Source organism: Pseudomonas sp. NPDC086581 (assembly GCF_044746165.1).
Classification (GTDB): domain Bacteria; phylum Pseudomonadota; class Gammaproteobacteria; order Pseudomonadales; family Pseudomonadaceae; genus Pseudomonas.
Genome location: NZ_JBIVBR010000011.1, coordinates 265,545 through 289,518, shown reverse-complemented (window position 1 = coordinate 289,518; position 23,974 = coordinate 265,545). Strand labels below are relative to the sequence as shown.

General features: G+C 56.8%; 22 protein-coding genes. 6 read left to right on the top strand and 16 right to left on the bottom strand.

Translation table 11 applies throughout. From position 1 onward, the window contains the following. The 4 genes from ACIPK7_RS22750 to ACIPK7_RS22735 form a co-directional block, all read left to right on the top strand. Window positions 1–223: hypothetical protein (locus tag ACIPK7_RS22750; RefSeq protein WP_401090336.1), on the top strand; the 223-nt coding region annotated here is incomplete at its 5' end. Window positions 224–350: 127 nt separating this feature from the next. Then, the gene (locus ACIPK7_RS22745) at window positions 351–587 is read left to right on the top strand and encodes a colicin E3/pyocin S6 family cytotoxin (protein ID WP_401090334.1); all 237 of its coding nucleotides are present in this window, start codon (window positions 351–353) and stop codon (window positions 585–587) included. Between the two features lie 12 nt (window positions 588–599). Then, on the top strand, window positions 600–911 hold the full coding sequence (locus ACIPK7_RS22740) for a hypothetical protein (RefSeq protein ID WP_401090332.1): 312 nt from the start codon (window positions 600–602) through the stop codon (window positions 909–911). Continuing rightward, window positions 911–1,840: an ImmA/IrrE family metallo-endopeptidase gene (locus ACIPK7_RS22735; protein WP_401090330.1), complete on the top strand. Its 930-nt coding sequence runs from the start codon at window positions 911–913 to the stop codon at window positions 1,838–1,840. Before ACIPK7_RS22740 ends, ACIPK7_RS22735 begins: the two co-directional genes overlap by 1 nt. Before the next feature lie 575 nt (window positions 1,841–2,415). On the opposite strand, the gene ACIPK7_RS22730 is transcribed toward ACIPK7_RS22735, so the two are convergent. From ACIPK7_RS22730 to ACIPK7_RS22715, 4 genes are all read right to left on the bottom strand, one after another. Beyond that, entirely contained in the window at window positions 2,416–2,718 is a 303-nt protein-coding gene (locus tag ACIPK7_RS22730) for a hypothetical protein (RefSeq protein WP_401090328.1), read from the bottom strand. 113 nt (window positions 2,719–2,831) lie between these two features. Next, window positions 2,832–3,503, bottom strand: coding sequence for a YceH family protein (locus tag ACIPK7_RS22725; RefSeq protein WP_401090326.1), 672 nt, complete (start codon window positions 3,501–3,503; stop codon window positions 2,832–2,834). A gap of 61 nt (window positions 3,504–3,564) precedes the next feature. Beyond that, window positions 3,565–4,320, bottom strand: a complete 756-nt coding sequence (locus ACIPK7_RS22720) for a cache domain-containing protein (RefSeq protein WP_192435552.1) — start codon at window positions 4,318–4,320, stop codon at window positions 3,565–3,567. A gap of 130 nt (window positions 4,321–4,450) precedes the next feature. Next, window positions 4,451–5,197, bottom strand: a complete 747-nt coding sequence (locus tag ACIPK7_RS22715) for a FadR/GntR family transcriptional regulator (protein ID WP_401090324.1) — start codon at window positions 5,195–5,197, stop codon at window positions 4,451–4,453. 293 nt (window positions 5,198–5,490) lie between these two features. On the opposite strand from ACIPK7_RS22715, the gene ACIPK7_RS22710 reads away from it, so the two are divergent. Together ACIPK7_RS22710 and ACIPK7_RS22705 are read left to right on the top strand one after the other, a co-directional pair. Further along, window positions 5,491–6,984 (top strand): aldehyde dehydrogenase, encoded by a 1,494-nt coding sequence (locus tag ACIPK7_RS22710; protein ID WP_401090322.1) that lies wholly within the window; start codon window positions 5,491–5,493, stop codon window positions 6,982–6,984. Between the two features lie 130 nt (window positions 6,985–7,114). Beyond that, window positions 7,115–8,599 (top strand): APC family permease, encoded by a 1,485-nt coding sequence (locus ACIPK7_RS22705; protein ID WP_401090320.1) that lies wholly within the window; start codon window positions 7,115–7,117, stop codon window positions 8,597–8,599. 110 nt (window positions 8,600–8,709) lie between these two features. On the opposite strand, the gene ACIPK7_RS22700 is transcribed toward ACIPK7_RS22705, so the two are convergent. The 12 genes from ACIPK7_RS22700 to ACIPK7_RS22645 all read right to left on the bottom strand — a co-directional run bounded on the left by ACIPK7_RS22700 (window position 8,710) and on the right by ACIPK7_RS22645 (window position 23,974). Further along, window positions 8,710–9,387, bottom strand: coding sequence for an HAD family hydrolase (locus tag ACIPK7_RS22700; RefSeq protein WP_192435549.1), 678 nt, complete (start codon window positions 9,385–9,387; stop codon window positions 8,710–8,712). Then, window positions 9,384–10,124 carry a 3-deoxy-manno-octulosonate cytidylyltransferase gene (locus ACIPK7_RS22695; RefSeq protein WP_192435548.1) on the bottom strand — a complete coding sequence of 247 codons (741 nt, stop codon included), beginning with the start codon at window positions 10,122–10,124 and terminating at the stop codon, window positions 9,384–9,386. The genes ACIPK7_RS22700 and ACIPK7_RS22695 overlap by 4 nt, the downstream gene beginning before the upstream one ends. Before the next feature lie 8 nt (window positions 10,125–10,132). Continuing rightward, window positions 10,133–11,746, bottom strand: coding sequence for an aldolase catalytic domain-containing protein (locus ACIPK7_RS22690; protein ID WP_401090318.1), 1,614 nt, complete (start codon window positions 11,744–11,746; stop codon window positions 10,133–10,135). A gap of 14 nt (window positions 11,747–11,760) precedes the next feature. Next, the gene (locus ACIPK7_RS22685) at window positions 11,761–12,948 is read right to left on the bottom strand and encodes a hypothetical protein (RefSeq protein WP_401090316.1); all 1,188 of its coding nucleotides are present in this window, start codon (window positions 12,946–12,948) and stop codon (window positions 11,761–11,763) included. Then, window positions 12,941–14,686, bottom strand: a complete 1,746-nt coding sequence (locus tag ACIPK7_RS22680; RefSeq protein ID WP_401090314.1) for a glycosyltransferase — start codon at window positions 14,684–14,686, stop codon at window positions 12,941–12,943. The genes ACIPK7_RS22685 and ACIPK7_RS22680 overlap by 8 nt, the downstream gene beginning before the upstream one ends. A 57-nt stretch (window positions 14,687–14,743) precedes the next feature. After that, on the bottom strand, window positions 14,744–16,624 hold the full coding sequence (locus ACIPK7_RS22675) for a sulfotransferase (protein WP_401090312.1): 1,881 nt from the start codon (window positions 16,622–16,624) through the stop codon (window positions 14,744–14,746). A gap of 8 nt (window positions 16,625–16,632) precedes the next feature. After that, on the bottom strand, window positions 16,633–17,997 hold the full coding sequence (locus tag ACIPK7_RS22670) for an ABC transporter ATP-binding protein (RefSeq protein ID WP_401090310.1): 1,365 nt from the start codon (window positions 17,995–17,997) through the stop codon (window positions 16,633–16,635). Further along, complete coding sequence (locus ACIPK7_RS22665) at window positions 17,997–18,794, bottom strand: ABC transporter permease (protein ID WP_192435542.1); 798 nt, start codon at window positions 18,792–18,794, stop codon at window positions 17,997–17,999. The genes ACIPK7_RS22670 and ACIPK7_RS22665 overlap by 1 nt, the downstream gene beginning before the upstream one ends. A 9-nt stretch (window positions 18,795–18,803) precedes the next feature. Then, the gene (locus tag ACIPK7_RS22660) at window positions 18,804–19,787 is read right to left on the bottom strand and encodes a GDP-L-fucose synthase family protein (protein WP_401090308.1); all 984 of its coding nucleotides are present in this window, start codon (window positions 19,785–19,787) and stop codon (window positions 18,804–18,806) included. Between the two features lie 18 nt (window positions 19,788–19,805). Then, complete coding sequence (gene gmd / locus ACIPK7_RS22655) at window positions 19,806–20,927, bottom strand: GDP-mannose 4,6-dehydratase (protein ID WP_401090306.1); 1,122 nt, start codon at window positions 20,925–20,927, stop codon at window positions 19,806–19,808. Between the two features lie 144 nt (window positions 20,928–21,071). Then, a complete protein-coding gene (locus ACIPK7_RS22650; protein WP_401090304.1) occupies window positions 21,072–22,499 on the bottom strand; it encodes a mannose-1-phosphate guanylyltransferase/mannose-6-phosphate isomerase in 1,428 nt (475 codons plus the stop codon). Window positions 22,500–23,302: 803 nt separating this feature from the next. Continuing rightward, window positions 23,303–23,974, bottom strand: coding sequence for a flavin reductase family protein (locus ACIPK7_RS22645; protein WP_192435538.1), 672 nt, complete (start codon window positions 23,972–23,974; stop codon window positions 23,303–23,305).

Genomic DNA, 23,974 nt, shown 5'->3' with positions numbered 1-23,974 from the left:
AACTGGATCAGGCCGCATCAATTCAACGACGGGCTACCGCCTGCGGTGGCCGAAGAAAAACTCAACCCACTGTCCGGGATGGGTTGACCACTACAGCCGCGCTGCACAACCCAACGGCTCGATAGGGAAGATACAACCGAGACAAGCCAAGCCCGGCAATGCGGCCATCACCCCGCCGCCGCTGGGCTCAACCTATGACGCAGCAATGATTACAGGGGAGTAGGTGTAGGCGGCCTTGCTGGATACGGTGGAATTTCTGCATAGTGGCGGCCAGCTTTGATGTAGCTACCAACCTACTTGCCCCTTTGTCATAGCTGCCTCCGTGAGAACCCAACTTATAAGGAGTTAGGATGGGCGGAAAACCGAGACCTAAGCCGTCGATAGTTGACAAGTTCGAAGTTGCCTTTGTCGAGGGAAATAGAAAGTATTACTTCGACCCCGCCGAGAAGCGGTACTACTCGTGGGACTCCTTGCACGGAGAGTTTGAAGTATTCGACAGGCGGGGCTATCACCTCGGATCGGCCTGCCCAACTACTGGCTTCTTGCTTAAGCCGCCAGTGCGCGGCCGTAGAATCAATCCAAATTAGGAGGGAGGTGCAATGAGCTTTATAAAACTTTGCCTGTCCGGCGACGTATTGGCTGAAGAAATAGAAGAATTTGTCGAAGACTGGCATGAAGGACGTGCAGGTGCAGATCAAGAGCTGCATGAATTCCTTGGAATGAACTGGGATGAATATGCTGTTTGGGCTACAAATCCCTCGATTCTTCCTTTCATTTTATCTGCGCATCACAAAGGCATATCTCTAGACGAGGAAATTAATCAAGAACGATATGCTTTAGCTGCGCGTGCGCGTTCAGCTATTGAGGCCAGACAAATAGAAAAATGGTTGAAAGTCATGGGCAAAATCTAATGACCAAAGAGGAAAAGATGGCCCGGCGGGTACTGGCTAAGCGAATGCTACTTCCTCCATTCGATCTTGTGGACTTAGCCTCTGAATATGGCGATGTTGAGTTCTTGCAACTCCCACAAGGAGCTGACGGAATAACAATTGGTATTGGCGAGTTAGAAAGACCCAAAATACTTATTAACTCTAATGCTCCAGAAACGCGCATGAAGTTCACGCTGGCGCACGAATTGGGTCATATCGTTATCCCCTGGCACACTGGAACCATCGTCTCACACCTAGAGCCTGGAGAAGAAGACTTCGAATATCTGCAAATGGAGTCCGAGGCGAATCGTTTTGCAGCCGAGCTTTTAATGCCAACTGACTGGCTATCTGAAGAGTTCGAAAAGTCCCAATCAGTAGCCGACTATTTCCGAGGCATCCTTAGAAAATCCGGCTCATCAAAAGATGCGGCGTTCATCAAGATATTCAAATCCATTCCCGCCCCAGTTATTTGTGCCTATGTCGATCCGAGCTTCCGCTTGATTCAACTCGCAAGATCGAGCGCGGCACCATATTTTGCGCCAGAAAGACATACCTTCATGAAAAAACTCATATTCGGCACTGATAACGAATTTGAGAAGTTTGAAATCGACGATAGGATTTATTTCAGCTGGCGATTTACGGGCGTAGATATTACCGAGATAGACGATAGAAGTTGGCGCGAGATTCTAGCGACTATCCTCTCGGACATGCGCGCCGAAGAAAAGCTACAAAGTGTTAACGCGACTTTGGCTGCCACATTCCAAAAATCTAAAGCACTCAGCGAACCAGAAATTTGCGGAGCGATCCTTAGAGCGTTTGCAGCTAAAGATAATTTGTCTGACATTACGTACCACCCTCTTTTTGAGCAGTACGTAGTCAAGCGCGTTAAAGAGTTGTCTGCGAGAAAATAGCCTTTAGCCATTGCGCCATCCAGCCTTCCTTTTAGAAGCGGGTCCCTCCAGAAAACAAAACTTTCTTTACGGTCGGCAGGCCCGCCCGGTTCGCGGATTTTCTGGTCCGGCGAAATCGGTGCCCTTTGCCCACCTTTTCTGGCCAAAAAATAGACAAATCAAGCGCCTAACATGCTGTTTTTCTTAACTTCTTCCACCTCGATAAAAGGTGGCAAGGTGGACACAGCCAGCACACCAGCCTCTAGCCAGACAAGCCGCAACCCGCACTGCTACTGGCCCCGGCAAGCGCATTGGAGGGGGGTGGTCAAATCCCTGGAGGCTCAAAGGCTCGACACCGAACGCCCAGCCGTTTTTACACAGTCGCAAAATAAAAAAATTCACCTATTGGTTCTGACCGGGAGGCCAGCCCTACTCGCGCTGTATCCCATCCTGTATCCCAACCCTTTTCGTCAAAACGAAAATCAATATAAATCAGCACCTTATGAATACAGTTCAAACGTCCCCGGCCCACCAAATCCAAAGAAAAAAGGCGCTGAGCCTCAAGCCCAGCGCCTTTTTTCTTGCCCGAGATTTGCCTAGAGCGTCAGGAATCCCAGCCGTGGCATCAGCGGTTCGGCCTGTTCCTCCATCACCACTTCCACGCATGGCTTGCGCAAGCGCAACCGCTCCGCGTTGTATAGCAGAGGACCGTCCTCATCTTCGGCGCCGAAGGGGTCGTCGATCAGCACGCCCTTGATCACCCCTTGGCGGAACAGTTCGCGGATCGCAAACAGGTTCGCTTCGCGTGGGCCGGTAAGGTCGCCGATAGATTTGAAATCGGTTTCCATGAGCTGACTGAGCACGGCTTTCAGCTGGGCCTGGGAGGGTTTGCGACTCATCGGGTACTCCGGGGTGAAGCGGGGGCAAGCATGACTATCGAAGGCCAATATTAACGCTGCATTAGCAGGCAAGTAGGCCGACCTTGGTCGGCCTGTCCGGAGAAACTGCCGGATCAGTCTCGGGAGATGCCCATTTCCAGCAGCGCGAGCCGCTCTTCGAGAGCCGCTATACGGCCTTCCAGCTCGACCAGACGCCCCTCGTCATGCCCGCCGCCGTCACTGCGTTCGCTGGAAGCGCGGCTACCGCTGGCAGCGATAGCAGCCTCGCGGTCTTCCTCGGTGCCCAGCAGATGCATGTAGCGATCTTCGCGCTGGCCGGCATGGCGCTCCAGCTGCACGGCCATGCCACGGCCGGCGAGGCGCTCAAGCTGGTGGCGGACTTCTTCTGTGTCATCGAAGTCGTGCATGCGCTGGCTGCGAGTGAGAAGTTCGTTGAGGGTCTGCGGGCCACGCAGGAACAGCAGGCCCAGCAGGATGACCTGTGGCTTGACCAGTTCCAGCGCTTTGTCCAGCCGCTGCTCCCAGCGGTCGGCGCGGCTGCCCATGACCAGGCGGGTCATCTCGCGACCTTCCAGATGGCGCAGGGATTGGCCGACCTGGCCGGGGGTGAGGTTCATCACCGGGTCGCGACTGGTCTTCTGGTTGCACGCGGTGACCAGGGCGTTAAGGGTCAGCGGGTAGGCTTCGGGGGTGGTGAGCTGCTTTTCGATCAGGCACCCGAGAACGCGGGCATCCACTGCACTCAGGGGTTCGAAGTCGGGGAGGGTGTCGAGCGACTGGCTCATGGCGGTATCCGTCGATGAGGGAACCGCACTAGCCTAGCCGTTTACGCAGCGTTTGGCAGCCTCAGGCAGCGCCGGCGAGGCGGCGGTTCAGTGGTCGCTCAATGACCGCCCAGTGCGAGAAGGACGCAGCCAGCTCCCGCTCGCGCCCCTGCGCATCACGCCCCAGCGTGCGCCGGGCGAGATCGCCGCTGAACCAGTTGGCTGTATTGGCTGCGACAACACGTCCTTCGCCGTTCACCACCAAGGCCTCATGGCCCATCTGCATCAGGCTGCCCAGCAGCACACCCTCGAACTCGTGCAACGCGATGTCGGCGGCAGCCACGCCGATGAAGCGCCCGTCCACCTGGATCGGCACGGAGAAGGCGAGGATGTACAGGTCGGTGCCATAGAGGTCGACGAAGGGCCCGACGACCGAGGGTTGGCCACTGGCACGCGGGCGGGAGAACCATGGCATGTTGAGGTAGTTGTAGAAGCTCTCACTGCGCCGGTTGAAGTTCAGGCTCATGGGCACGACCTTGTCGCCGCGGCCGTGGTACCACCACTCCAGATACATTTCCTGGTCCGCCAGCTCGCCTGGCTCGATTACCACGCCGGTGCCGTGCAGGCGCGTGCCGTCATCGGTGAGGTCGTGCTGGATGCGCGGGCGCAGCGCGCCTAGGTCCTTCGAGGACGGGCGTTTACCCTCCTCCGCCAGCGTGCGCCAGATCGCCACGACATCGCCGGCCAGCTCGTCAAGGCGCTGGAAAACGTTACGGATGGAAGCGTCGATGCGCTGGGCGCAGCGCTGGAGTTCATCCGTGGGTTGTTGGCTGGACATGACCGGGGCCTCGCTGTTCTTGTCGTTGTGCTTGCTCAGGGGCGAGCCAGAGGGGCTCGCAAGGTCGTATCGGTAAATCACTCTGTGCGTCCGCTTGACCGCGCAGGGACAGCAGCAAGCGCTGTGCCAGTCAGCCGTCGTCGGCCAGCAGACTCAGGCGCAGGTTGATCAGCCGCTTGATACCACGAGTGACATGGGCTTCGGCCAGCGCACCGGCCAGGTTCGAGTCGCTGGCGATGATCGCTTCGAGAATGGCGCGGTGTTCCTGCACAATGATCGCCGCACCAGGGAAGCCTTCCACCGGCAGCCACAGCCATTCGCCGATTTCCGCCTGCAGGCGCGTCTCTGCGTGAGTCAGGCGCACGGACTGGGCGGCAACGGCGATCTCGATATGGAAACGTGCATCGGCGCGACGCTGCTCCTGCCGGGTAGTGGCGGTCGCCAACGCATCGAGGTACTGGGCGATGCGCGCTTGCTCATCGGATGTCGAACGTTGGGCCGCCAGGCGTGCAGTGGCACCGGCGATAGCGACGTGTTCGTCGCCCAGATCACGAAGCTCCAGTGCACTCATCTGGCGCAACTGCCCCAACAGCGCGTCCTCGGAGGTGTGCTGCGGCGAGCAGACGAAACTTCCTCCGTTGCGCCCGCGCCGGGTCTCGATCACGCCGCGTTCGCGCAGTTCCGCCAGGGCATCGCGCAGGGTCACGGTGGCGACGCCGAACTGCATCGCCAGCTCGTTTTCGCTGGGCAGTTGTTCGCCTTCGGCGTAAAGGCCGAGATCAACCATTTCCACCAGCCGGCGCGCGACCTCCTCGGTGCGCCCTTCCTGGCGCAGGCGCATGAAACTGGCGGGGCGGACTTTCCTGAATTCATTCATAGGCAGCAATGCGCGGAGCGCGGACGCTTCCTGCGCGGAATATTCCTCTTCGGTAGGAGTGACGAAGTCTATCGGCAAGTCCGGTTAAGGCTTCTCGAAAAACTATGTCTCCATATTTTTAAATCGCTTTCCGCACTTACGGCAAGGTCTTTTGCGGTGAAAACCCCGTTGGAACACACATTTTTCGCCCCGTATTGGCAAGCGCAAAAACATAAGATATGGTTTCAAATGTATTTGCCAGCGACGGTCCGCAGGCCGTCTCCGCCAACCAGCAAGAACGAGGAGCGATACGCATGAGCCAGCCAACCCGCGCCGAATGGGAAGCCCGCGCCAAGGCCCTGAAGATCGAAGGCCGCGCCTTCATCCAGGGCGAGTACCTTGCCGCCGCCTCCGGCGAAACCTTCGACTGCATCAGTCCGGTGGACGGTCGCCTGCTGGCCAAAGTCGCCAGCTGCGACGCCGCCGACGCCGAGCGCGCCGTGCAGAGCGCCCGCGCGACCTTCGATTCCGGCGTCTGGTCGCGTGAGGCGCCGGCCACCCGCAAGGCTGTGATGATCCGCTTCGCCGCCCTGCTGGAAGAGCACGCCGAGGAGTTGGCACTGCTGGAAACCCTGGACATGGGCAAGCCCATCGGCGATTCGCTGAACGTCGACCTCCCGGGCGCCGCCGACTCCCTGCGCTGGAGTGGCGAGGCCATCGACAAGGTCTACGACGAAGTGGCCGCCACCTCCCACGATCAGCTTGGCCTGGTCACTCGCGAGCCAGTGGGCGTGGTCGCCGCCATCGTGCCGTGGAACTTCCCGCTGATGATGGCCGCCTGGAAACTCGGCCCGGCGCTGGCCACCGGCAACTCGGTGATCCTCAAGCCGTCCGAGCGCTCGCCACTGACCGCCATTCGCATCGCCCAGCTGGCCATCGAAGCGGGCATTCCCGCCGGTGTGCTGAACGTGCTGCCGGGCTACGGCCACACCGTCGGCAAAGCCCTGGCGCTGCACATGGACGTGGACACCGCGGTGTTCACCGGTTCCACCAAGATCGCCAAGCAACTGATGGTCTATGCCGGCGAATCGAACATGAAGCGCGTCTGGCTGGAAGCTGGGGGCAAGAGCCCTAACATCGTCTTCGAGGACGCGCCAGACCTGCAGGTCGCGGCCGAATCTGCCGCCGCGGCCATTGCTTTCAACCAGGGCGAAGTGTGCACCGCCGGCTCGCGCCTGCTGGTGCAGAAATCGATCAAGGCGAAGTTCCTGCCACTGGTGGTCGAGGCCCTCAAGGGCTGGAAAGCCGGTCACCCGCTGGACCCGGAAACCAACGTCGGCGCACTGGTCGACGGCCGCCAGCTGGAGCAGGTGCTGGGCTACATCCAGGCCGGCCAGGACGAAGGCGCGAAGATCCTCACCGGCGGCAAGCGCGTGCTGGAGGAAACCGGCGGCACCTACGTCGAGCCGACCCTGTTCGACGGCGTGAGCAACGCGATGAAGATCGCCCGCGAGGAAATCTTCGGCCCGGTGCTCTCGGTCATCGAGTTCGAGGACGCCGAGGAAGCGATCCGCATCGCCAACGACACTCCCTACGGGCTGGCGGCGGCGGTCTGGACCCGCGACATCTCCAAGGCCCACCTCACCGCCCGCGCCCTGCGTGCCGGCAGCGTGTGGGTGAACATGTACGACGGCGGCGACATGACCGCGCCCTTCGGCGGCTTCAAGCAGTCGGGCAACGGCCGTGACAAGTCGCTGCACGCCTTCGACAAGTACACCGAGCTGAAGGCGACCTGGATCAAGCTATAACACGATCCGGAATACGAGAGGTTTGGAGCAAGACGGCGCGCGGCTGCCCCGCGCGCCGAACAATAACAACAACGCTTTCCGTTGCACCCGATTGGCTGCCGACGCGAAAACCTCATACAGGACACCCACGATGAACAGCTCGATCCAGCCAGGCGCCGCCCTGGACCGCGACGCGGAGCAACTCCGCGCGCTGGGCTACACCTCCAATTTCGAACGCAGCATGACCCTCTGGCAGAACTTCGCCTTGGGCTTCACCTACCTCTCGCCGGTGGTCGGCGTGTACACCTTGTTCGGCCTGTGCCTGGCCGCCGGCGGGCCGCCGATGTTCTGGTCCTACCTGCTGGTGGGCATCGGGCAACTGCTGGTGTGCCTGATCTTCTGCGAAGTGGTTTCCCAGTTCCCCATCTCCGGCGGCGTCTACCCCTGGGCAAGACGACTGGTGGGCAAGCGCTGGGCCTGGATGGTCGGCTGGATCTATTCAGTGTCGCTGTGCGTGACCATCGCCGCCGTGGCCTTGGGCGCCGGCCCGTACATCGCCACGCTGCTCGGCTTCGAATCCACGCCGGTGACCAACACCTTCGTCGCCCTGGCGCTGACTGTGATCGCTACCCTGCTCAACCTGTCCGGCACCAAGCTGCTGGCCCGCGTGGCGATGTTCGGCTTCATCTGCGAGCTGCTCGGCGCCCTGGTGATCGGCACCTACCTGCTAATCTTCGAACGCCACCAGCCGTTCTCCGTGCTGTTCAACACCTTCGACATCCGCATCGACGGCAGCTACTGGCCGGCGTTCCTCACCGCCTCGCTGGCCGGCATGTTCCTCTACTACGGCTTCGAGGCCTGCGGTGACGTCGCCGAGGAAACCCCGAACCCCAGCCGCCGCATTCCCAAGGCCATGCGCATGACCATCTGGATCGGCGGTGGCGCGGCCATCTTCGCCGCCCTGGCGCTGATCCTCGCGGTACCGGATATGCAGGCCGTTATCTCCGGCGCGGACAAAGACCCTATGACCACCATCCTCGACAACGCCTTCGGCGTGACCGGCGCGCGCCTGGTGATGGCGGTGATCATCGTCTCGTTCGTCTCCTGCGTGCTCAGCCTGCAGGCCGCCGCCAGCCGCCTGCTGTACTCCTATGCCCGCGACGAGATGGTGATGGGCAGCGGCCTGCTCAAGCGCCTGTCGCCCAATACCCACGTGCCAGTGGCTGCGCTGATCGCCTGCGGCGTGATCCCGTCGGTGATCGTCTGCGCCGGCTTCTACCTGCAGAACGCCATCGCCATGGTGGTGAGCTTCGCCGCCATCGGTATTTACCTGTCGTTCCAGATGATCGTCAGCGGCGCCCTGTTCGCCCGTGTGCGCGGCTGGAAGCCAAGCGGCGCGTTCACCCTGGGCAACTGGGGCTGGATCGTGAACATCCTGGCGTTGACCTACGGCGTGCTGGCGATCATCAACATGTCCTGGCCACGCACGCCGGATGCGCCCTGGTACCTGAACTACGGGATCATCCTGGTGGGTGGAGTCGTGATCGTCCTGGGCCTGGCCTACATGACCCTGTTCCGCCCGTACGACAAGGGCACCGCTCCCCACGGGGATGCGTGGAAGCTGCATCAGCAATAAGCGTTCGACGTGAAACGAAAACGCCCGGCAAGGATGCCGGGCTTTTTTTGCTGTTCAAGTGGTGTGACGCTCGGATCAGGCAGGATGCCGCAATCCGAACAGGCAGGCGATTAGGTCGACTCAATCCTCTCGGGAAGAGTTGGCAGAAGACTCTTCAGCGAATCAACTATTTTCAAACCGTGTTGCTCGCAGTATTCGATATAGCCTTCGAACTCAGTCCAGCCTTGCACAAAGACAAATCCCATATCGAAATGACTGGCTGCTACATGGTCATATCGGCTGTCGCCGATGAAGAGCGCCGGCAACTGGATGTTTGCGCTATCGACTTCTCTTTGCAGGATATCGATCTTGTTGTCAGGGCTACCGAAGATGCCCCCGTCGAACAAATCGGCCAGGCCTCGCTCGCGGAAGAGTTCACGCAGCTCCTGCTGATCGCCACCGGAGGCTACGAGCCAGCGGCTACCCTGGGTGAGTCTACGTAACTCTGCCAGGCCATCGGCACACTGGCACTCACGCAACCCCTTGTGAACCTCACTCGAATAAGCGACGAGCAACTGCTGGAGAGCTGCCTCGTCGATGTGCCGTCCAACGATGTGGGAAAGAAAATATTCGAATTTGCGGTAGCGGGAGATGCCACCGTTTGCTGTGTGGTAGTCAACCAGCGCAATCGCTGCGGCTTCTCCGTACGGCAATGCAGTAGTGAAAAACGCCTGCGTCTTGACCTTGTTGGAGTCCAGAATCACACCGTCGCAATCGAAGATTAGTGTCTTGTAGTCGGAAAGCTTCACTGCCCTTCCCGCCTCTGCAAAGCGGCCTCAACAGGAGCAACGTCTTCGGGCACATCTACCGCCAAACTGCCGCCAGACGACTCGACCATGAGAATGCTCTTGTTCATTTCAAGGAAGCGCAGGATTTCAATATCCTCACAGGCTTCCAATGCACTCTTGCGCCCAAAGGACTGGAACGCCTCGAGTTCCTCCCGAGTGAAGGCGTAGATGCAAACCTGCTTCTTGTACCTTGCCGGCGCGTTCTTCTCATCCTTGTAACCGGGAAGCGCCTTGCGTGACATGTAAATCAGACGGTTCTGCTCGTTGCTGATGACCTTCGGAACATTCACGCTATCGGGGTCTTCGCCGTCGTGAATCCAGCAATAGGCATTGATGATCGAATCCAGGTTTTCGCGCTTCAGATCCCGTACCTTGCGGATGTCCAACGGATCAATGACCGGCTCATCACCCTGGACATTGATGTAGATGTCAGCATCGATCTGCCTGGCAGCCTCCGCCAGACGATCAGTTCCGGTCAGCGCGGAAGAACTTGTCATCACCGCAGAGAATCCAGCAGCCTCGACAATCTGAGCGATCCGTTCATCATCAGTCGCCACGTAGACCGAGTCTCGTCCGACAGCCTCTGCGGACAGCTCTGCCACCCAAAGGATCATGGGTTTCCCCAGCAACGGCACCAATGGCTTGCCAGGGAAGCGGGAGGATTTGTAGCGAGCCGGAATGATGACGACAGACTTCATGGCAACCTTCAGAGTGCGTATACGGATTTACTGGGAATGCTGTAACGCGTAGGCGTGATGGAGCACAGCTTCACGTGGTCGTCCTGCTCCAGATAAGCGTTGAGAAGCTCCTGCATCTCGCGGCTGCGTGGATCATCCGCGCCATAGCCATCGAAACCGGCGAGCAGCACCTTTGCTGCCTTGCCGCTATTGGCCACTGCCAGCGCATAGACGATCACCAGAGCCGCAGGAAGTACACTGTGGTCAGCGGCGAACTCGAACGCCCCTTTCTGCACTCCCAGGCCGTAGTCGAGCAGTTCCTTCCCGCGCAGCGACTCCTGGATATCGGGAGGTAACATGCTTGCCGGTGTGATCAGGGGCTGGGGTAAGCGTGCATGCTCGTCGCAGTCGGCCAGCAGTCGGACGGGGTGGCAGGCAACGCGAGCATCGATCAACTCGGCAGCAATGACCGACTGGGTATTGAGCGCCAGCACATAGGGAGCGGACTCGCGAATGAAGCGCTCGAGCGCGCCACGGTGCTCGGCGACACCGGGGCCGGCCCCCAGGATGAGCACGGTTTTTCCTTCCAGTACTTGCGCAGGGCGCCATTGGCCGCGAGGTATGCCCTGATAGAAATGTCGGGCGGCGTCCAGAGTGTCAGCGCTGTATTTCTTCCCGCCTTCAACCCGAAGATGCTCAAGGACAGCAAGGATGTCTTCCTCGTTGTAACGGGAGTCGGCGAGCATCTCCTGCACGTAGGTAGGATGAATGCCGTATTTGCCGGCAATATAGTAGTAGGTGTTTGCCCCCCAGCCACAGCGTTGCTTCATCGACAGGAAGAAACGACGGATCAATCCCATCAGTGGCGTGATGTTTGGCTTGAGGTTGAAGCGTTCGGAGAGTTCAAGCACCAGGTACTCAGTCTTCGCATTGCCAGGTCCGCGCCCCATCCCCGTAACAGTGGCATCCAACCAGGTAACGCCATCGTCCAGAGCTTGCAGACTGTTCTGCAGCGCCATCCCCATGTTGTCGTGGGTATGGATCCCCAAGGGCCCCGACCAGTAATTACGCAACCAGCCGATGATCTGCGAGCACTGAGCGGGGCTCATGCTGCCCAGGCTATCGGCGAAATACAGGACATCTAGCGGCCACTTGCTGGCCTCCTTGGCTAGCGCCTCAATGTCCGACTGAGAACGGTCGGAGACCTGCATCAGATTGAAGCCAACCTTGTAACCTCGTTCCACCAACCAGGAACTGGCCGGCAATGCGGCAGAGAACTCGTGAACGTGGCAGGCGATGCGCACAAGCTTGATACGCGATTCTGAGGCCTCTACGGGGAAAAGGCGCTCGAGAATGCGTTCCAGATTGGCATTCTTGGCGACCAGCTCAGATGCGTTGATCATCACCCCAGGAGTCAGACTCTCGGGAATTTCGAGGGTGTTTACGAACTCGTCGGTGGTAAATGCGCACGGGCCACGGAAACCCTCGTTGCGTAGCGAGCGAAGCCCCAGTTCGACATAATGAACGCCGAGCGCGGCCATGGCCTGCAGGTATTCGTTGATCAGGCTGGTTTCGAAATTCCACGAGTTGTAATAACCGCCATCTCGAAGAGTGCAATCCAGCAATGCAAATTCATTCTTCATGAAAACACTCCATGTCAGTCAAGCAGGATGTGGCCGCCTTTCTTGAGGGCGAAGAAAAAATCCCTATAGCGTTTCAAGGACTCATCACCGAAAAACGCGATGTAATCCTTGGCTAACGCTCCGAAATCGACGTGCTCGGCCTTTTCAAGCAACCCTCTCAACTGCTCGACAGAACTAAATACAAGTTCGCTGGGCATCTTCACGCACGGTATATCCGAGTCAAACTTGAATACCGGAAGTCCGACGAGGAGCATCTCGTGCATCATGGACGACGTATGCCCTACAACGAAGACCGATGCACTTAGATCAAGATCGGAAAGATACTCATATCCAAGGCCCTCGTATATTTTCCTATTATTACCCGGATGATAACGTACATTCATTGCCAGCCCGGAACTTTTTGAATACTCAGAAAGCACCTTGAGCATCTCGACGTTCTGAGTCTGAAATATATTCTGATCTAGGACCAAGGTGAAATATTTAATGTCACCCCCGGCAGAAATCTGAACATTCGATCTTGCCACGGAAGCCAACGCTACGCTGGGCTTCCCGCAGATCACGACCTTGCGATTCTCCCCTGACCTGTAAATCAGCTGAGCGGTATCACGCCCCCATGCCAGAAAATACTCAGACGGCTGATGAAGATAATTGATAACATTAATCGTCGGATAACTTCCGTAATCAGCGTACAGGCCATGCTGAAGAGTTACTGTATTTTTTCCGCGCCGACGAAAATACTGCGCCAGCAAGCACTCGACTGGCTGCATATCAGAGAATAGAATCAAATTATCGAACTTCAGCGTCGAGATTGCCTTGACCACTCGATAGTAATAACACAGCCTGAGATACAGATACGCTCTCTCGAACAGAGAGTCAGCCCTTATCATGAAAAACAATGGAAGAAGAGTAAAAAGCAGGACAAAAGCTCTTCTAGCCGAATTCTGAGACGGGCGAACGAAGTCTTCAACTACAATTCTATCTTCTTCAGGAACCGCCGAAGCAATTCCATTAAAAAGCATTTTGTAGTCCGCACGCTCCAAGCTCCGGAAAAACAAAAACTGACCAGTTCTTTTCTCCGGAAAACTGAAACCCGTCAGGAAAAGTTCTCTTGATGCATTTTGCAGATTCCGCTTCCGCCCTAACTTCGAGCGAGTCTTAAGCAGATATTTATCTGCCTGCAAGACTTGCTCGATGTCAATCATTTTCGGCCCCCATCAGTTTGGCAATCGTATTTCTATCATCAACAAAATCAATCGTATGATAATCCCAGTAGCCCACCGTCTTGAGATACTTGGAATAATCCTCTTCAGGGTATGCTACCCCCTTCCATTTGTTGATCAAACGAAGGCGGTCATGCTCCTTTTTGGAGTCATTATTACTCGCCCGTATCTCCGGAGTTGCTTCAAAATAATGCTCGACATAAGAAGTGGGCGAAGCTATGCACTCATATCCATTAGCCTTTATCTTCAAGACGAGATCGGTATCGGCGAAGTAAAAATGATAATTCTCGTCAATATAGCCAACCTCATCCAGCGCGCTCTTCAGATAGAGTCCATGGTTGACGTACAGATTCCCCACATTCACAGCTACTGCATATTTCTTACGCAGCGGGTAATCCCTGAAATAAAACGCGACCGCGCCTAGTCGCTGCCCGGCAGCCAGTTGCTTCTCGAACAGATAGAGACCGTCATTTATGGCACCAGGAACTATCAACGAGTCGTCACTGAGCATGCACACAAACTTTCCTGAAGCTGCCTTGAAGGCAAGGTTCATAAAGTAAGCCCAGGGCTTTCTTTCAATAGGCTTGCCATTCCACTCGCCCCGATTGTGCTGGACAATCGTGATGATGTCCTTCTGCTGCAGTAACCACTCGACGGTTCCATCAGTCGACCCACCGTCGACTACAATTATTTCGCTGGCTTTACCTTGAAGCTCCTCTCTGACAGCTTCGATGCAGATCTTGAGCATCTGCAGCCTGTTGAAGCTTCCGATAACCATGGAAACATATGGTTTATGCTTGGGAGGTGTGTCGAACTCACCGTGCTGCGCGGCAACCGACGCAGATCCCTCGATCAGAGCAGCGTACTTCTCTTGCAGCTTTGGATTGCTCAGTGAAATAAAGGACTTAGATAAGCTTCGCTTCTGTATATCGGGCTTCTGCCATGCTCTCTTGTGCAGGAACAGGTCAAACTTGTCCCTTAGACTCATCACTTCAGAAGCGACTGAATCAAACTCCTTATTATAAGCAGCCAGATCAGAGCTCTTATTCCCTGGGTGCGTCCTGAATCCGGATACGATGGAATCCACAATCCAGAGTTTGTTTCTTTTCGAAAACTCGTGCCAAATATAAAAGTCACCGGCAAACTTGAACTGCTTAAGACGAGAAAAATCGATCTGCTGAAGCAGAGAAGTCCTCCAGAACACGCTTTCCTGCTGAATGAAGTTCAACTCCCGGCCGTAGACACCCTTCCGAATAAAATCACGCCGATACTCGAAAGGCGTTGTCCTTTTTATATTCGAACCAATGGAGTTATAAACGCTCGGCAGCCCAGTCAGCCAATTCATCTTGTCAAAATGCAAGAACACAGAATGAATCGACCTGAACGCGTTTAGCTGGTAAAAATCATCGGAATTGATGTAGCTACAAACATCACCTACAGCGCGCGAAAAACCTTTGGCAAGGGCGTCATACATCCCCTCATCCGACTCGGAAACCAACTCCAGGCTCACACCGAGATTTGCCCCGGAATAGTAACCACTCTCAATTTTTCTTTTATAATCACCAACGATCTGTAAAGTAGCGTCTGTAGACCCACCGTCAACAATTATATATTGAATCTTAAATGGACCACTCTGCGAAACAACACTCTCGATTGCTTCAGCAATATAGCGCTCAGCGTTGTAGCACGGCGTCACGACGCTAAAAACAAATTCACTCACCGAAACCCCTCCCCATATCTCTCAGCGGAGACAAATAAATCTTATCGCAACTGGCGATCATTCCCTTGTCGCGCGCATGAACTCTCTAACCGATGCAAAGCTTTCCAGCAAATTCCTGTAAGCATTGATCTTGTAACGAGGAGAACGCAGCACTCTCCTGGCCGTCAGCCTTTCAGCTGCTTCAACCAACAGACTTAGGCGCCCCTCTAACTGCCTGGACTGTAGAGAGCTTTCTTCAAGTTTCATCTGACTCTCACTCGCCAGTATTGCGTAACTTGCCAGCTCAGCTTCCTGCCGGCCAAGAGCATCATTGAGTATCACTATCTGCTGAGACGCTCGCTCTATTTGCTCTGAAAGTTCACCGACGCGAATGTCACGAGCCCTCAGCTGCTCGTCTCGTTCGTTGAGCAGAGCATTCCGATGGCTGAGCGTCTTGCTTTGCTCTTCCATCTGCGTATCACGGATGCTGACTTGCTGATCACGCTCCTTGAGCTGCCCGACAAGTACACTGATCTGCTCATTTCGCTCCTGAAGCTGAATCTCGCCAAGGCAACTTCGCTCTTCATGGGCCTGCAGCTGTGCATCACGCTTTGCAAGCTCCGCAGTTCGTCTGTTGAGCAATGCATCGCGATTGGCAATTTGCTCATCCCGATCCCGGAGTTGTGCATCTCGTGCATTGATCTGCTCGTCGCGATCACCTAACAGCGCATCGCGTACCGCAATTTGCCTGTCACGATCACTCAACTGCGTATCGCGCTCAGCAATCTGCCCGTCACGGTTCCTGATCTGCGCATCCCGCAAACCGATCTGCTCGTCACGTGCCTGGATCTGCAAGTCTCTGGAACCCAACAGACCCTCAAGGTTCTTGACGCGTGTAGAAAGCTCCTGAATAAGGCCGGAGTCCTGCTGGTGCTCCGCTCTTGCTTCGCTCAGCTGTTGCTGAGCCTCCTGACAACGCAACTCGAGAGCCTTGATGTCCTGCTGCAATTTCGCATTGCGCTGATGGGCCCGCTGTGCGATCTCTGAGTCGGCCAACAACAGGTTCGCAAGTGAGAGAGTGATCTTTGGTGCGCAATCCGACTCACTCGGCTCAGAACTTGCGAAAACTCGCAATGCATCGTCGAAGCTATAGCCCAGACGCTCGAATGCGGGGCGCCCGAGTATCTGCAGGTAGTCGAACAGCAGCTTTCGACTTTCCGGAACAGCCAACTGTTTGTGCCAGCCATTCGCATGCTGCGCATCTGGCCGGCTCTTTTTGTAAATGGTAACCGGATCACCATACTTCCAGCGCTCACCAGGATTATTGCCGTAATCAATACATTCTGGCTGATTGGGGAGTTTGAGAAACTTAAAAATTTCCTCCACCTTGCAGTCAGCATCGAGAAGTAGATCCTCATACTTCACCAAGTGAGTATTAGAATACCTGGAGAAGTCACGCTGGAGGAATTCCACGCCATCGTAGAGGTCACTACGATAGTCTTTCAACCCCCGGTAATTGCCTTTAACCCATGTTTCCAGCATGGACGCCAGGACTGCCAGTGGATTGCGATAGAGGATAATGAACTTTGCGTTCGGAAAAGTTTTTTGTAACTCATCAAACACTTCATAATAGCGTGGCGTCTTGTCTAGAAAGCACCGCTTTCCACTTCCGCTCAGATAGGTACCATAAAGGGAAAGGTAACAGTCTCTAATCTGAGAATAATAGTAAGACTCATCTTTCTCCGGCATGTTCGAGATAAAGTCCTGCACGCCGGCTGCCGCCACCTGAGCATTGTACCGGGCCTGAATTCCTTCAGTTCTCAATGCAAAGAGGGAGTGAAGCATCAACCACGGCTCCGAACGGGTATAGATTTCGCTATGCCCGCCAAGAATCCTCTGCAGCAAGGTGGAACCGCTTCGCGGCAGCGAGATCATGAAGATCAGTTGATCATCCTGCATGGGCTTTTTCACAAGGTCTCTACCTCAAGAACTTGCCCGAGGTCGACCGTGCCGCGCACGATGCGCTTCTCGTCCGCAATTACCTTGATGACCGCAGCGTCGACCACCCGAGCTATGTAGATGGGCTCGCCACCGATGACCTCTGCCACACCGGCGTTGCTGAAGTAATGCCCCGTCAGCAGATTGCAGGTGAAGCGCCAGGAGGCCTTGAGCGACGAATTCCGAGGTGCCTGCTCTATTAATCTGAGCGGGTCGTAGTGGAGCGAGGCAGCGGTGATTGCAACTCCTTGCACGTCCTTGAACTGCATGCCGAGTGATAACTGCCTGGCGTCGTCCTTGAAAGCCACTGTGTAGGTGTAGAAATACTCATCGCCGCTGACCAGTACGTTCACTCGCTTGCCAGACAAGGTCGTGAAGTGAGGATCGATGATCTCCGCACGATCAGAAGGGTACGTCAGGCTGGATTTGGAAATTAGCTCAGGGATGTAGTAAGGCTGCAGACGTGGCTTTTCCGCCTCCGGCCGTACGGACTCGATCAAGCCCGTGCTCTTTTCCACGGTGTGGGAATGTGAAAGAGGCGCCGTTCCTTTCGGTCGGAAAGCTGCAATTTCATCAAGAATTGCCGGGTGATCCTTCTCCTGCGCATAGGCGAGCTTTTCGTAATAGCGCGTCACGTCCTTGGGCTCTGCATCCAGGATGATGTTGCCGCCGTGCAGCAGCACCGCTCGCGTACACAACTTGTTCACCGAGTTGGTGTCATGGGATACGAAAAGCACGGTCTTTCCGGCCTTGAAGAACTCCTCCATCTTGGCGAAGCACTTCCGCTTGAAGACCGCGTCGCCTACTGCGAGTACTTCGTCAAGAATCAGGATATCCGGCTCGACATGAACGGCGACGGCAAACCCCAGTCGCGACTTCATGCCGCTGGAATAGGTCTTCACCGGCTGGTCGATGAATTGGCCCAGGTCGGCGAACTCGATGACTGCCGGAGCCAATTGCTCGATTTCCTCGGATGAGAGGCCGAGGATCGTCGAGTAGAAGTGAATGTTCTCCCGCCCGGTGAACTCCGGATTGAACCCGGCCCCCAGTTCGAGCAGAGCGGTGATGTTGCCGTTTACCTCGATGGTCCCCTCGCTGGGTTGCAGCACCCGGGAGACCAGCTTGAGCAAGGTGGATTTTCCACACCCATTTCGCCCAACGATCCCGAGGATCTCCCCTCGCTGGATGTCCAGGCTCAAGTCACGGATGGCGTAGTAATCCTCGTGGTATTTCTTGCCCAACGGATGAAGGGCTTCCTTCAACCTGTCCTTGTTGGCGCTGTACAGTTTGTAGAACTTGGAAACGCCCTTGATCGAGATAGCCAGCGGCTGCATCAGATCACCTCCGCGAAGTGGGGCTTCAAGCGGCGGTAAACCACTGTCCCGATGGCCAGCAACAGCAGCGTCATACCCCAGAAGATCAAGGTTTCTCGCGGGTGCTGCCAGAAGTAGTGGGTACCCGTCAGGCTATCGCGATAGCCGGTCACGAGGTAACAGAGCGGATTGAGCTCGGTCAGCCAGCGGTAGCGCTCCGGAATTATATTGACGTTCCAGAACAGGGGAGTCAGCCACATACCGAACTGGGTGATGATGTCGACCGCATTCCTCACATCGGGAATGAACAGGGTCGCAGATGAAGTAATCCAGCCCAGCCCGACAAGCAGTGCCGCCATGCACAGGAAGTAATAGAGCAACTGCAGAGTGTGCAACCCGAGCGGGAACCCACTGTGTGCTGACGCCACCAGCAGTAGCACCAAGAGCAATACGTGGGGCAGTAGCGAGCTGAGCAACTTCACGAATGGCAGTACGCTCAGCCGGAAATCCACCTTCTTGACCAGGAAGGAATAGGAGCGAATCACTCCGGTGATAGAAGCCACGTTCCCTGAGAAATACAGCCAGCAGATCATCCCACTCAGGAGATAGAGACTGAACGGCAGATCATCCTGAACAGCCCCCTGACGAAAGCCGATGGTGAACACGCCGTACAACAGGGCGATATGCATCAGCGGCTGGAGGTAATTCCAGACGAATCCCAGGTAGGAGCCCTGGTTGATCTGTTGATAATCGCGCTTCGCCAGCTCGAAGATGACACTTTTGAGCCGGACCACATCGCGCAGGAAACCGTAGAGCATCAGCCTGCCTCAGAGCCTTGTGGTGTCTTGATCAAGGTGCAGGACGTACCAATCGTATGCCGATTGCAGCCCCTCCTTGAGACCGATGCGCGACTGCCAGCCCAGCGCGCGCAGACGCTCCACATCCATCAACTTGCGAGGAGTGCCGTCAGGCTTGCTGCTGTCGAAGGCGATGCGGCCTTCAAACCCCACCACGTCGGCAAGCAACTCGGCCAGCTCTCGAATGGTCACGTCTTCGCCAGTGCCCACGTTGATGTGGGAAAGCATGGGCTGGGTGTTCGCCGAGTAAGTCTCCGCATCGATGTTCATCACATGCAGGCAGGCCGCAGCCATGTCATCGACGTGCAGAAACTCGCGCATCGGCGTCCCGGTGCCCCAGATCACGACCTCTTCGGCGCCCGTCTGCCGAGCCTCATGGAAGCGACGGATCAAGGCGGGGATGACGTGGCTGTTTTCCGGGTGATAGTTGTCATGTGGGCCATACAAATTGGTCGGCATCACCGAGCGGAAGTTGGTGCCGTGTTCCCGGTTGTAGGACTCGCAGAGCTTGATACCCGCGATCTTCGCGATCGCGTAGGGCTCGTTGGTGGCCTCCAGCACGCCGGTCAGCAGCGCACTTTCCCGCATTGGCTGGCTGGCCAGCTTCGGGTAGATACAGGAACTGCCAAGGAACAGCAGATTCCGCACTCCCGCTGCGAACGCCTGGTGAATGACGTTGCACTCGATCATCAGGTTTTCGTAGATGAAGCTGGCGGGATACTCGTTGTTGGCATGTATCCCGCCCACTTTCGCAGCCGCAAGCACAACGTAATCGACCGGGTTATCCGTGAAGAACCTCTGGACCGCCGCCTGCGAAGTGAGATCCAGCTGATCATGGGTGCGTGTAACGATGTGTTCGTAGCCCGCCGCTCGAAGCTGGCGGACGATGGCCGAACCCACCATTCCGCGATGTCCCGCAACGTAGATGCGCGTATCAAGGGGGAGATTCTGCATGACTTCAACTCCTATCCCTTACTCGTGGTAGGCCATGATCTTGTAGCCGCTCTGCTCGACCAGGGCGTCACGCTGAGCTAGCTTGAGATCCTCGGTGATCATTTCCGCCACCAGCTCTTCAAAGCTGATTTTCGGCACCCAACCCAGGTCGGACTTGGCCTTGGCAGGATCGCCCAGCAGGGTCTCCACCTCGGTCGGCCGGTAGTAACGCGCGTCGACCCGAACGATCACGTCGCCTGCTTTCATGCCAATTACAGCGGCATTCGCCACGCTGGTGACCACGCCGATCTCTTCCTCGGCCTCACCCTGCCATTCAATGGTGACATCCAGTTCCTTCAGCGAGAGCTCGATGAACTGGCGAACCGAGTACTGGCGACCAGTAGCGATCACATAATCGTTGGGCTTTTCCTGCTGCAACATGAGCCACTGCATCTCGACATAATCACGGGCATGTCCCCAGTCGCGCAGGGCGTTCATATTGCCCATGTACAGGCAGTCCTGAAGACCTACGGCGATACGGGTCAGGCCGCGGGTGATCTTGCGGGTCACGAAGGTCTCTCCGCGCAGCGGAGACTCATGGTTGAACAAGATGCCGTTGCAGCCGTAGATGCCGTATGCCTCGCGATAATTGACCGTCATCCAGAAGGCAAACTGCTTCGACACCGCGTAGGGCGAACGCGGATAGAAGGGAGTGGTTTCCTTCTGAGGGATTTCCTGCACTTGCCCGTAGAGCTCGGAGGTGGAGGCTTGATAAAAGCGGGTTTTCTTCTCCAGCCGCAGGATGCGGATGGCTTCCAGGATTCGCAGAGCACCCAGCGCATCGACGTCAGCTGTGTATTCAGGGGATTCGAAGGAGACAGCCACATGGCTCTGCGCACCCAGGTTGTAGATTTCGTCGGGCTGGCAGTCCTGGATGATTCGCAGCAGATTGCTGGTATCGGTCAGGTCGCCGTAATGCAGAACCAGGCTCCGATCCTTGCTGTGAGGGTCCTGATAGATATCGTCGATACGGTCGGTATTGAACGACGACGCCCGGCGCTTGATGCCATGAACGATGTAACCCTTCTCCAGCAGAAAACGGGCAAGGTAGGCGCCGTCCTGTCCAGTGATGCCGGTGATGAGTGCAACTTTGCGTGTCATGTGTCCTTTCCTGCAAAAACGAATGGCAAAAACTTGCTCAAAACAAAAGCATTCCGGCTTTCGACTCATCGGGGGGCAATCGGTCAATCACCCTTGGGAGAGTTCGAAGCGTGCGACTTGCTGACTTCGTGCTGACCTCCAGAGCTATGCCCTCCCGTAACGATCATCGATGCGGACAATGTCGTCCTCGCCGAGGTAGTCACCGCTCTGAACCTCGATCAGGACCAGTTCTATGACGCCAGGGTTGGCGAGACGGTGCTTGTTACCGGCCCGGATGAAAGTGGACTCGTTGCATCGCAACATGAGTTCATTTTCCCCATTGGTTACCAGCGCCGTCCCGCTGACGACGATCCAGTGCTCGCTGCGATGGTGATGCATCTGCAATGACAAAGACGCACCAGGCTTGACGGCGATGCGTTTGATCTTGAAACGCTCGCCTTCCTCAAGCGTGGTGTAGGTCCCCCACGGTCGGTGCACGGTGCGATGGGTGAAGTACACCTCGTCACCGGCCTTCTTGAGTTGCCGCGCGATGTGACGAACGTCCTGGGCATGCTCGCGATGGCTGATCAGCAGCGCATCCGGGGTATCCACTACGATCAGGTCCTCCACACCCACGAGCGCCGTCAGGCGATCAGGGCTGTGGACGAAATTGTTGAAGGCGGAATGGGAAAGTGAATGGCCGGCCAGCCGGTTACCGTTCGGATCCGCTTCGAACAGGCTGCTCATCGCTGACCAGGAACCGATGTCGCTCCAACCAATGGAACAAGGTATGGTCGCAACGCGGCTGGAGCGCTCCATCAGGGCACAATCGATGGATATGTCGGGTACCGCCTCAAAGCGACTGGCATCAAGACGAATGCAGTGCCCGCCATCCTGAGCGAAGGATGAAGCGAAGGCCCCCTCGACAGCACTCAGCACGTCCGCCGCGTGGGTACGCATCTCGCTGAGGAAGGCCCCCACCTGGAAACAGAACATCCCGGAGTTCCAGTAGAAACTCCCGGCTTCGCAGTAGCTCTGTGCAGTGGCGGCATCCGGTTTCTCGATGAAACGCTTGACCATCACCCCGTGCTCAGGCGCCTCACTGGCCTCCGTTTCGATGTACCCGAAAGCGGTTTCGGCATGGGTGGGCTCGATACCGAAGGTCACCAGGAGCCCATCTAGCGCCAATTGACTGGCGTGACGGACTACCTCGGCAAATACCGTCTCTTCCTGAATGAGATGGTCCGCGGGAAGAATCAGCATGATCGACTGCGGCCCGAAGCGGTTCTGCAAATGAATCGCGGCGCTGGCAATGGCTGCCGCGGTATTGCGCCCAACCGGTTCGAGGATGTAGTCCAGCCGACAATGCTCGGGGCGGACCTCGCGGTAGATGTCTTCGGTGGTGAAGAACAACTCCTGATTGGTAACCGTCAGAACCCCCGTGACGCCGGGGAGCCCAGCAGCCCGCAGAAGCGTCTTCTGCAGCAGGCTCTGACCGTCGGGCAGAGGCAGGAACGGCTTGGGGTGTTTCTCGCGAGAGGCGGGCCAGAGTCGGCTATCGGCCCCCCCGCAGATAATGACTGGATACAGCATTTCCCATCCTTGTGGAGATATCCGGATCGGCAACACCCATCCAGAAACTACGCGTCCATTTCGTCTCGAGAGTGCCGCCCGTCAAAAGACTCGATGCAACCGAGAAAAGCCGCCGGACCGAACCGGCAGATCCTTCAGACGAAGAGCCGCCTGGCGCAGAGGGAAGAATCCGCAAAGACGCCCGGGAGCCTGCAGGCGCAGCTGGCGCCACGGCAGGACAAACGACGGGCAACGGATACGGAGCAAGAGATGAATCGGCCAGGCGAATGGCCGGGCCGAGAGCCCAACGGAGCCTTCGTCCCTAGCTGAAAAACCCACAGTGCAACCCCACACTCTTCCAAGGCCGAATGCATCACTCCAGGCGCTGCAGTGCGGGCGTCCGGAGTGACAAGACCTCAAGGCAAACAAGCTTCACCATCCAGGCGGAATGAGTGAAACCCCCGAAAACCAGAGAAACTCAGGCCTTTATTAGGAATTTATTAAGGCACTGAAAAACGCCAGATTTGCAGGAAATATCTGACTGACATCACAATGATACCCTCCAGAATGCGCACCTTGGTAGGGAAAATAGCTGCACTTTTGTCGTTTCTTGTTTCCTGCAAGCACACTATCCGGACGAAAAAAACCAGGAAGCGCCTTTCCAAAAGAATCTGAAAAAATGCAAATATCATCACAATTCGCGGAAAATCACGAATGTACGCCGCTTTTACCAGCATCTAGGAAGGTAAAGATTTCGGAAGCTCATTGATATGAAGTGCGACGCTTCCGTCGTCGGTTAATTCCCCGCGGGCCCGCAGGTAAACTCAAGACTGAACTTCAGCCCACTTCCAGGCTCTCTCCCCGCCTCCTGGCAGTTCCGACCATTGCTGCAAGGAACGCGTCGGCAGGTCGAAATACTCCCGGGTACGCGCATAACCATGCCCACCCATGCGACCGATGGCGTCGAGGCCGAGCTGATCGATGTAGAGCGTGGCCGGGTCGATCAGGTCGTCGCGCACGTGGGCCATCAGCACTTCGCCAAGGATGATCTCTCGCGATTGGCCGATGGACAGCGCCATCATCCTCCGGCACTCCAGTGCCACCGGCGCCTCGCCGATGCGCGGGCAGCCGACGCGGGTGCCGGGGATGGCAGTAAGGCCGGCGGCGACCAGTTCGTCGAAGCCCGGCTCGAAGGGCACGGCGCAGACGTTCATGGCTTCCACCAGCGCGTCGGAGACGATGTTCACGGTAAATTCCTGGTTCTGCCGGATATTCAGCGTGGTGTCCTTGGGACTGAGGTCGCTGTAGTTCTCCACGCCCAGGGCGAGGATCGGCGGGTCGGCAGAGAGGGCGTTGAAGAAGCTGAAGGGCGCCGCGTTGGCGCGGCCCTCGGTGTCGATGGTGGTGACCAGGGCGATGGGCCGGGGCACCACGCTGCCGATGAGGATCTTGTATTTCTCGCGGGCGGAGAGCTGCTGGAAGTCGAAGCTGAGCAT

What these genes read in the sequence shown, in the direction of transcription:
- ACIPK7_RS22745 (WP_401090334.1), top strand. Translation starts at nt 351, where the DNA reads ATGGGCGGAAAACCGAGACCTAAGCCGTCGATAGTTGACAAGTTCGAA.
- ACIPK7_RS22740 (WP_401090332.1), top strand. Translation starts at nt 600, where the DNA reads ATGAGCTTTATAAAACTTTGCCTGTCCGGCGACGTATTGGCTGAAGAA.
- ACIPK7_RS22735 (WP_401090330.1), top strand. Translation starts at nt 911, where the DNA reads ATGACCAAAGAGGAAAAGATGGCCCGGCGGGTACTGGCTAAGCGAATG.
- ACIPK7_RS22730 (WP_401090328.1), bottom strand. Translation starts at nt 2,718, where the DNA reads ATGAGTCGCAAACCCTCCCAGGCCCAGCTGAAAGCCGTGCTCAGTCAG.
- ACIPK7_RS22725 (WP_401090326.1), bottom strand. Translation starts at nt 3,503, where the DNA reads ATGAGCCAGTCGCTCGACACCCTCCCCGACTTCGAACCCCTGAGTGCA.
- ACIPK7_RS22720 (WP_192435552.1), bottom strand. Translation starts at nt 4,320, where the DNA reads ATGTCCAGCCAACAACCCACGGATGAACTCCAGCGCTGCGCCCAGCGC.
- ACIPK7_RS22715 (WP_401090324.1), bottom strand. Translation starts at nt 5,197, where the DNA reads ATGAATGAATTCAGGAAAGTCCGCCCCGCCAGTTTCATGCGCCTGCGC.
- ACIPK7_RS22710 (WP_401090322.1), top strand. Translation starts at nt 5,491, where the DNA reads ATGAGCCAGCCAACCCGCGCCGAATGGGAAGCCCGCGCCAAGGCCCTG.
- ACIPK7_RS22705 (WP_401090320.1), top strand. Translation starts at nt 7,115, where the DNA reads ATGAACAGCTCGATCCAGCCAGGCGCCGCCCTGGACCGCGACGCGGAG.
- ACIPK7_RS22695 (WP_192435548.1), bottom strand. Translation starts at nt 10,124, where the DNA reads ATGAAGTCTGTCGTCATCATTCCGGCTCGCTACAAATCCTCCCGCTTC.
- ACIPK7_RS22690 (WP_401090318.1), bottom strand. Translation starts at nt 11,746, where the DNA reads ATGAAGAATGAATTTGCATTGCTGGATTGCACTCTTCGAGATGGCGGT.
- ACIPK7_RS22685 (WP_401090316.1), bottom strand. Translation starts at nt 12,948, where the DNA reads ATGATTGACATCGAGCAAGTCTTGCAGGCAGATAAATATCTGCTTAAG.
- ACIPK7_RS22675 (WP_401090312.1), bottom strand. Translation starts at nt 16,624, where the DNA reads ATGCAGGATGATCAACTGATCTTCATGATCTCGCTGCCGCGAAGCGGT.
- ACIPK7_RS22670 (WP_401090310.1), bottom strand. Translation starts at nt 17,997, where the DNA reads ATGCAGCCGCTGGCTATCTCGATCAAGGGCGTTTCCAAGTTCTACAAA.
- ACIPK7_RS22665 (WP_192435542.1), bottom strand. Translation starts at nt 18,794, where the DNA reads ATGCTCTACGGTTTCCTGCGCGATGTGGTCCGGCTCAAAAGTGTCATC.
- ACIPK7_RS22660 (WP_401090308.1), bottom strand. Translation starts at nt 19,787, where the DNA reads ATGCAGAATCTCCCCCTTGATACGCGCATCTACGTTGCGGGACATCGC.
- gmd (WP_401090306.1), bottom strand. Translation starts at nt 20,927, where the DNA reads ATGACACGCAAAGTTGCACTCATCACCGGCATCACTGGACAGGACGGC.
- ACIPK7_RS22650 (WP_401090304.1), bottom strand. Translation starts at nt 22,499, where the DNA reads ATGCTGTATCCAGTCATTATCTGCGGGGGGGCCGATAGCCGACTCTGG.
- ACIPK7_RS22645 (WP_192435538.1), bottom strand. Translation starts at nt 23,974, where the DNA reads ATGCTCAGCTTCGACTTCCAGCAGCTCTCCGCCCGCGAGAAATACAAG.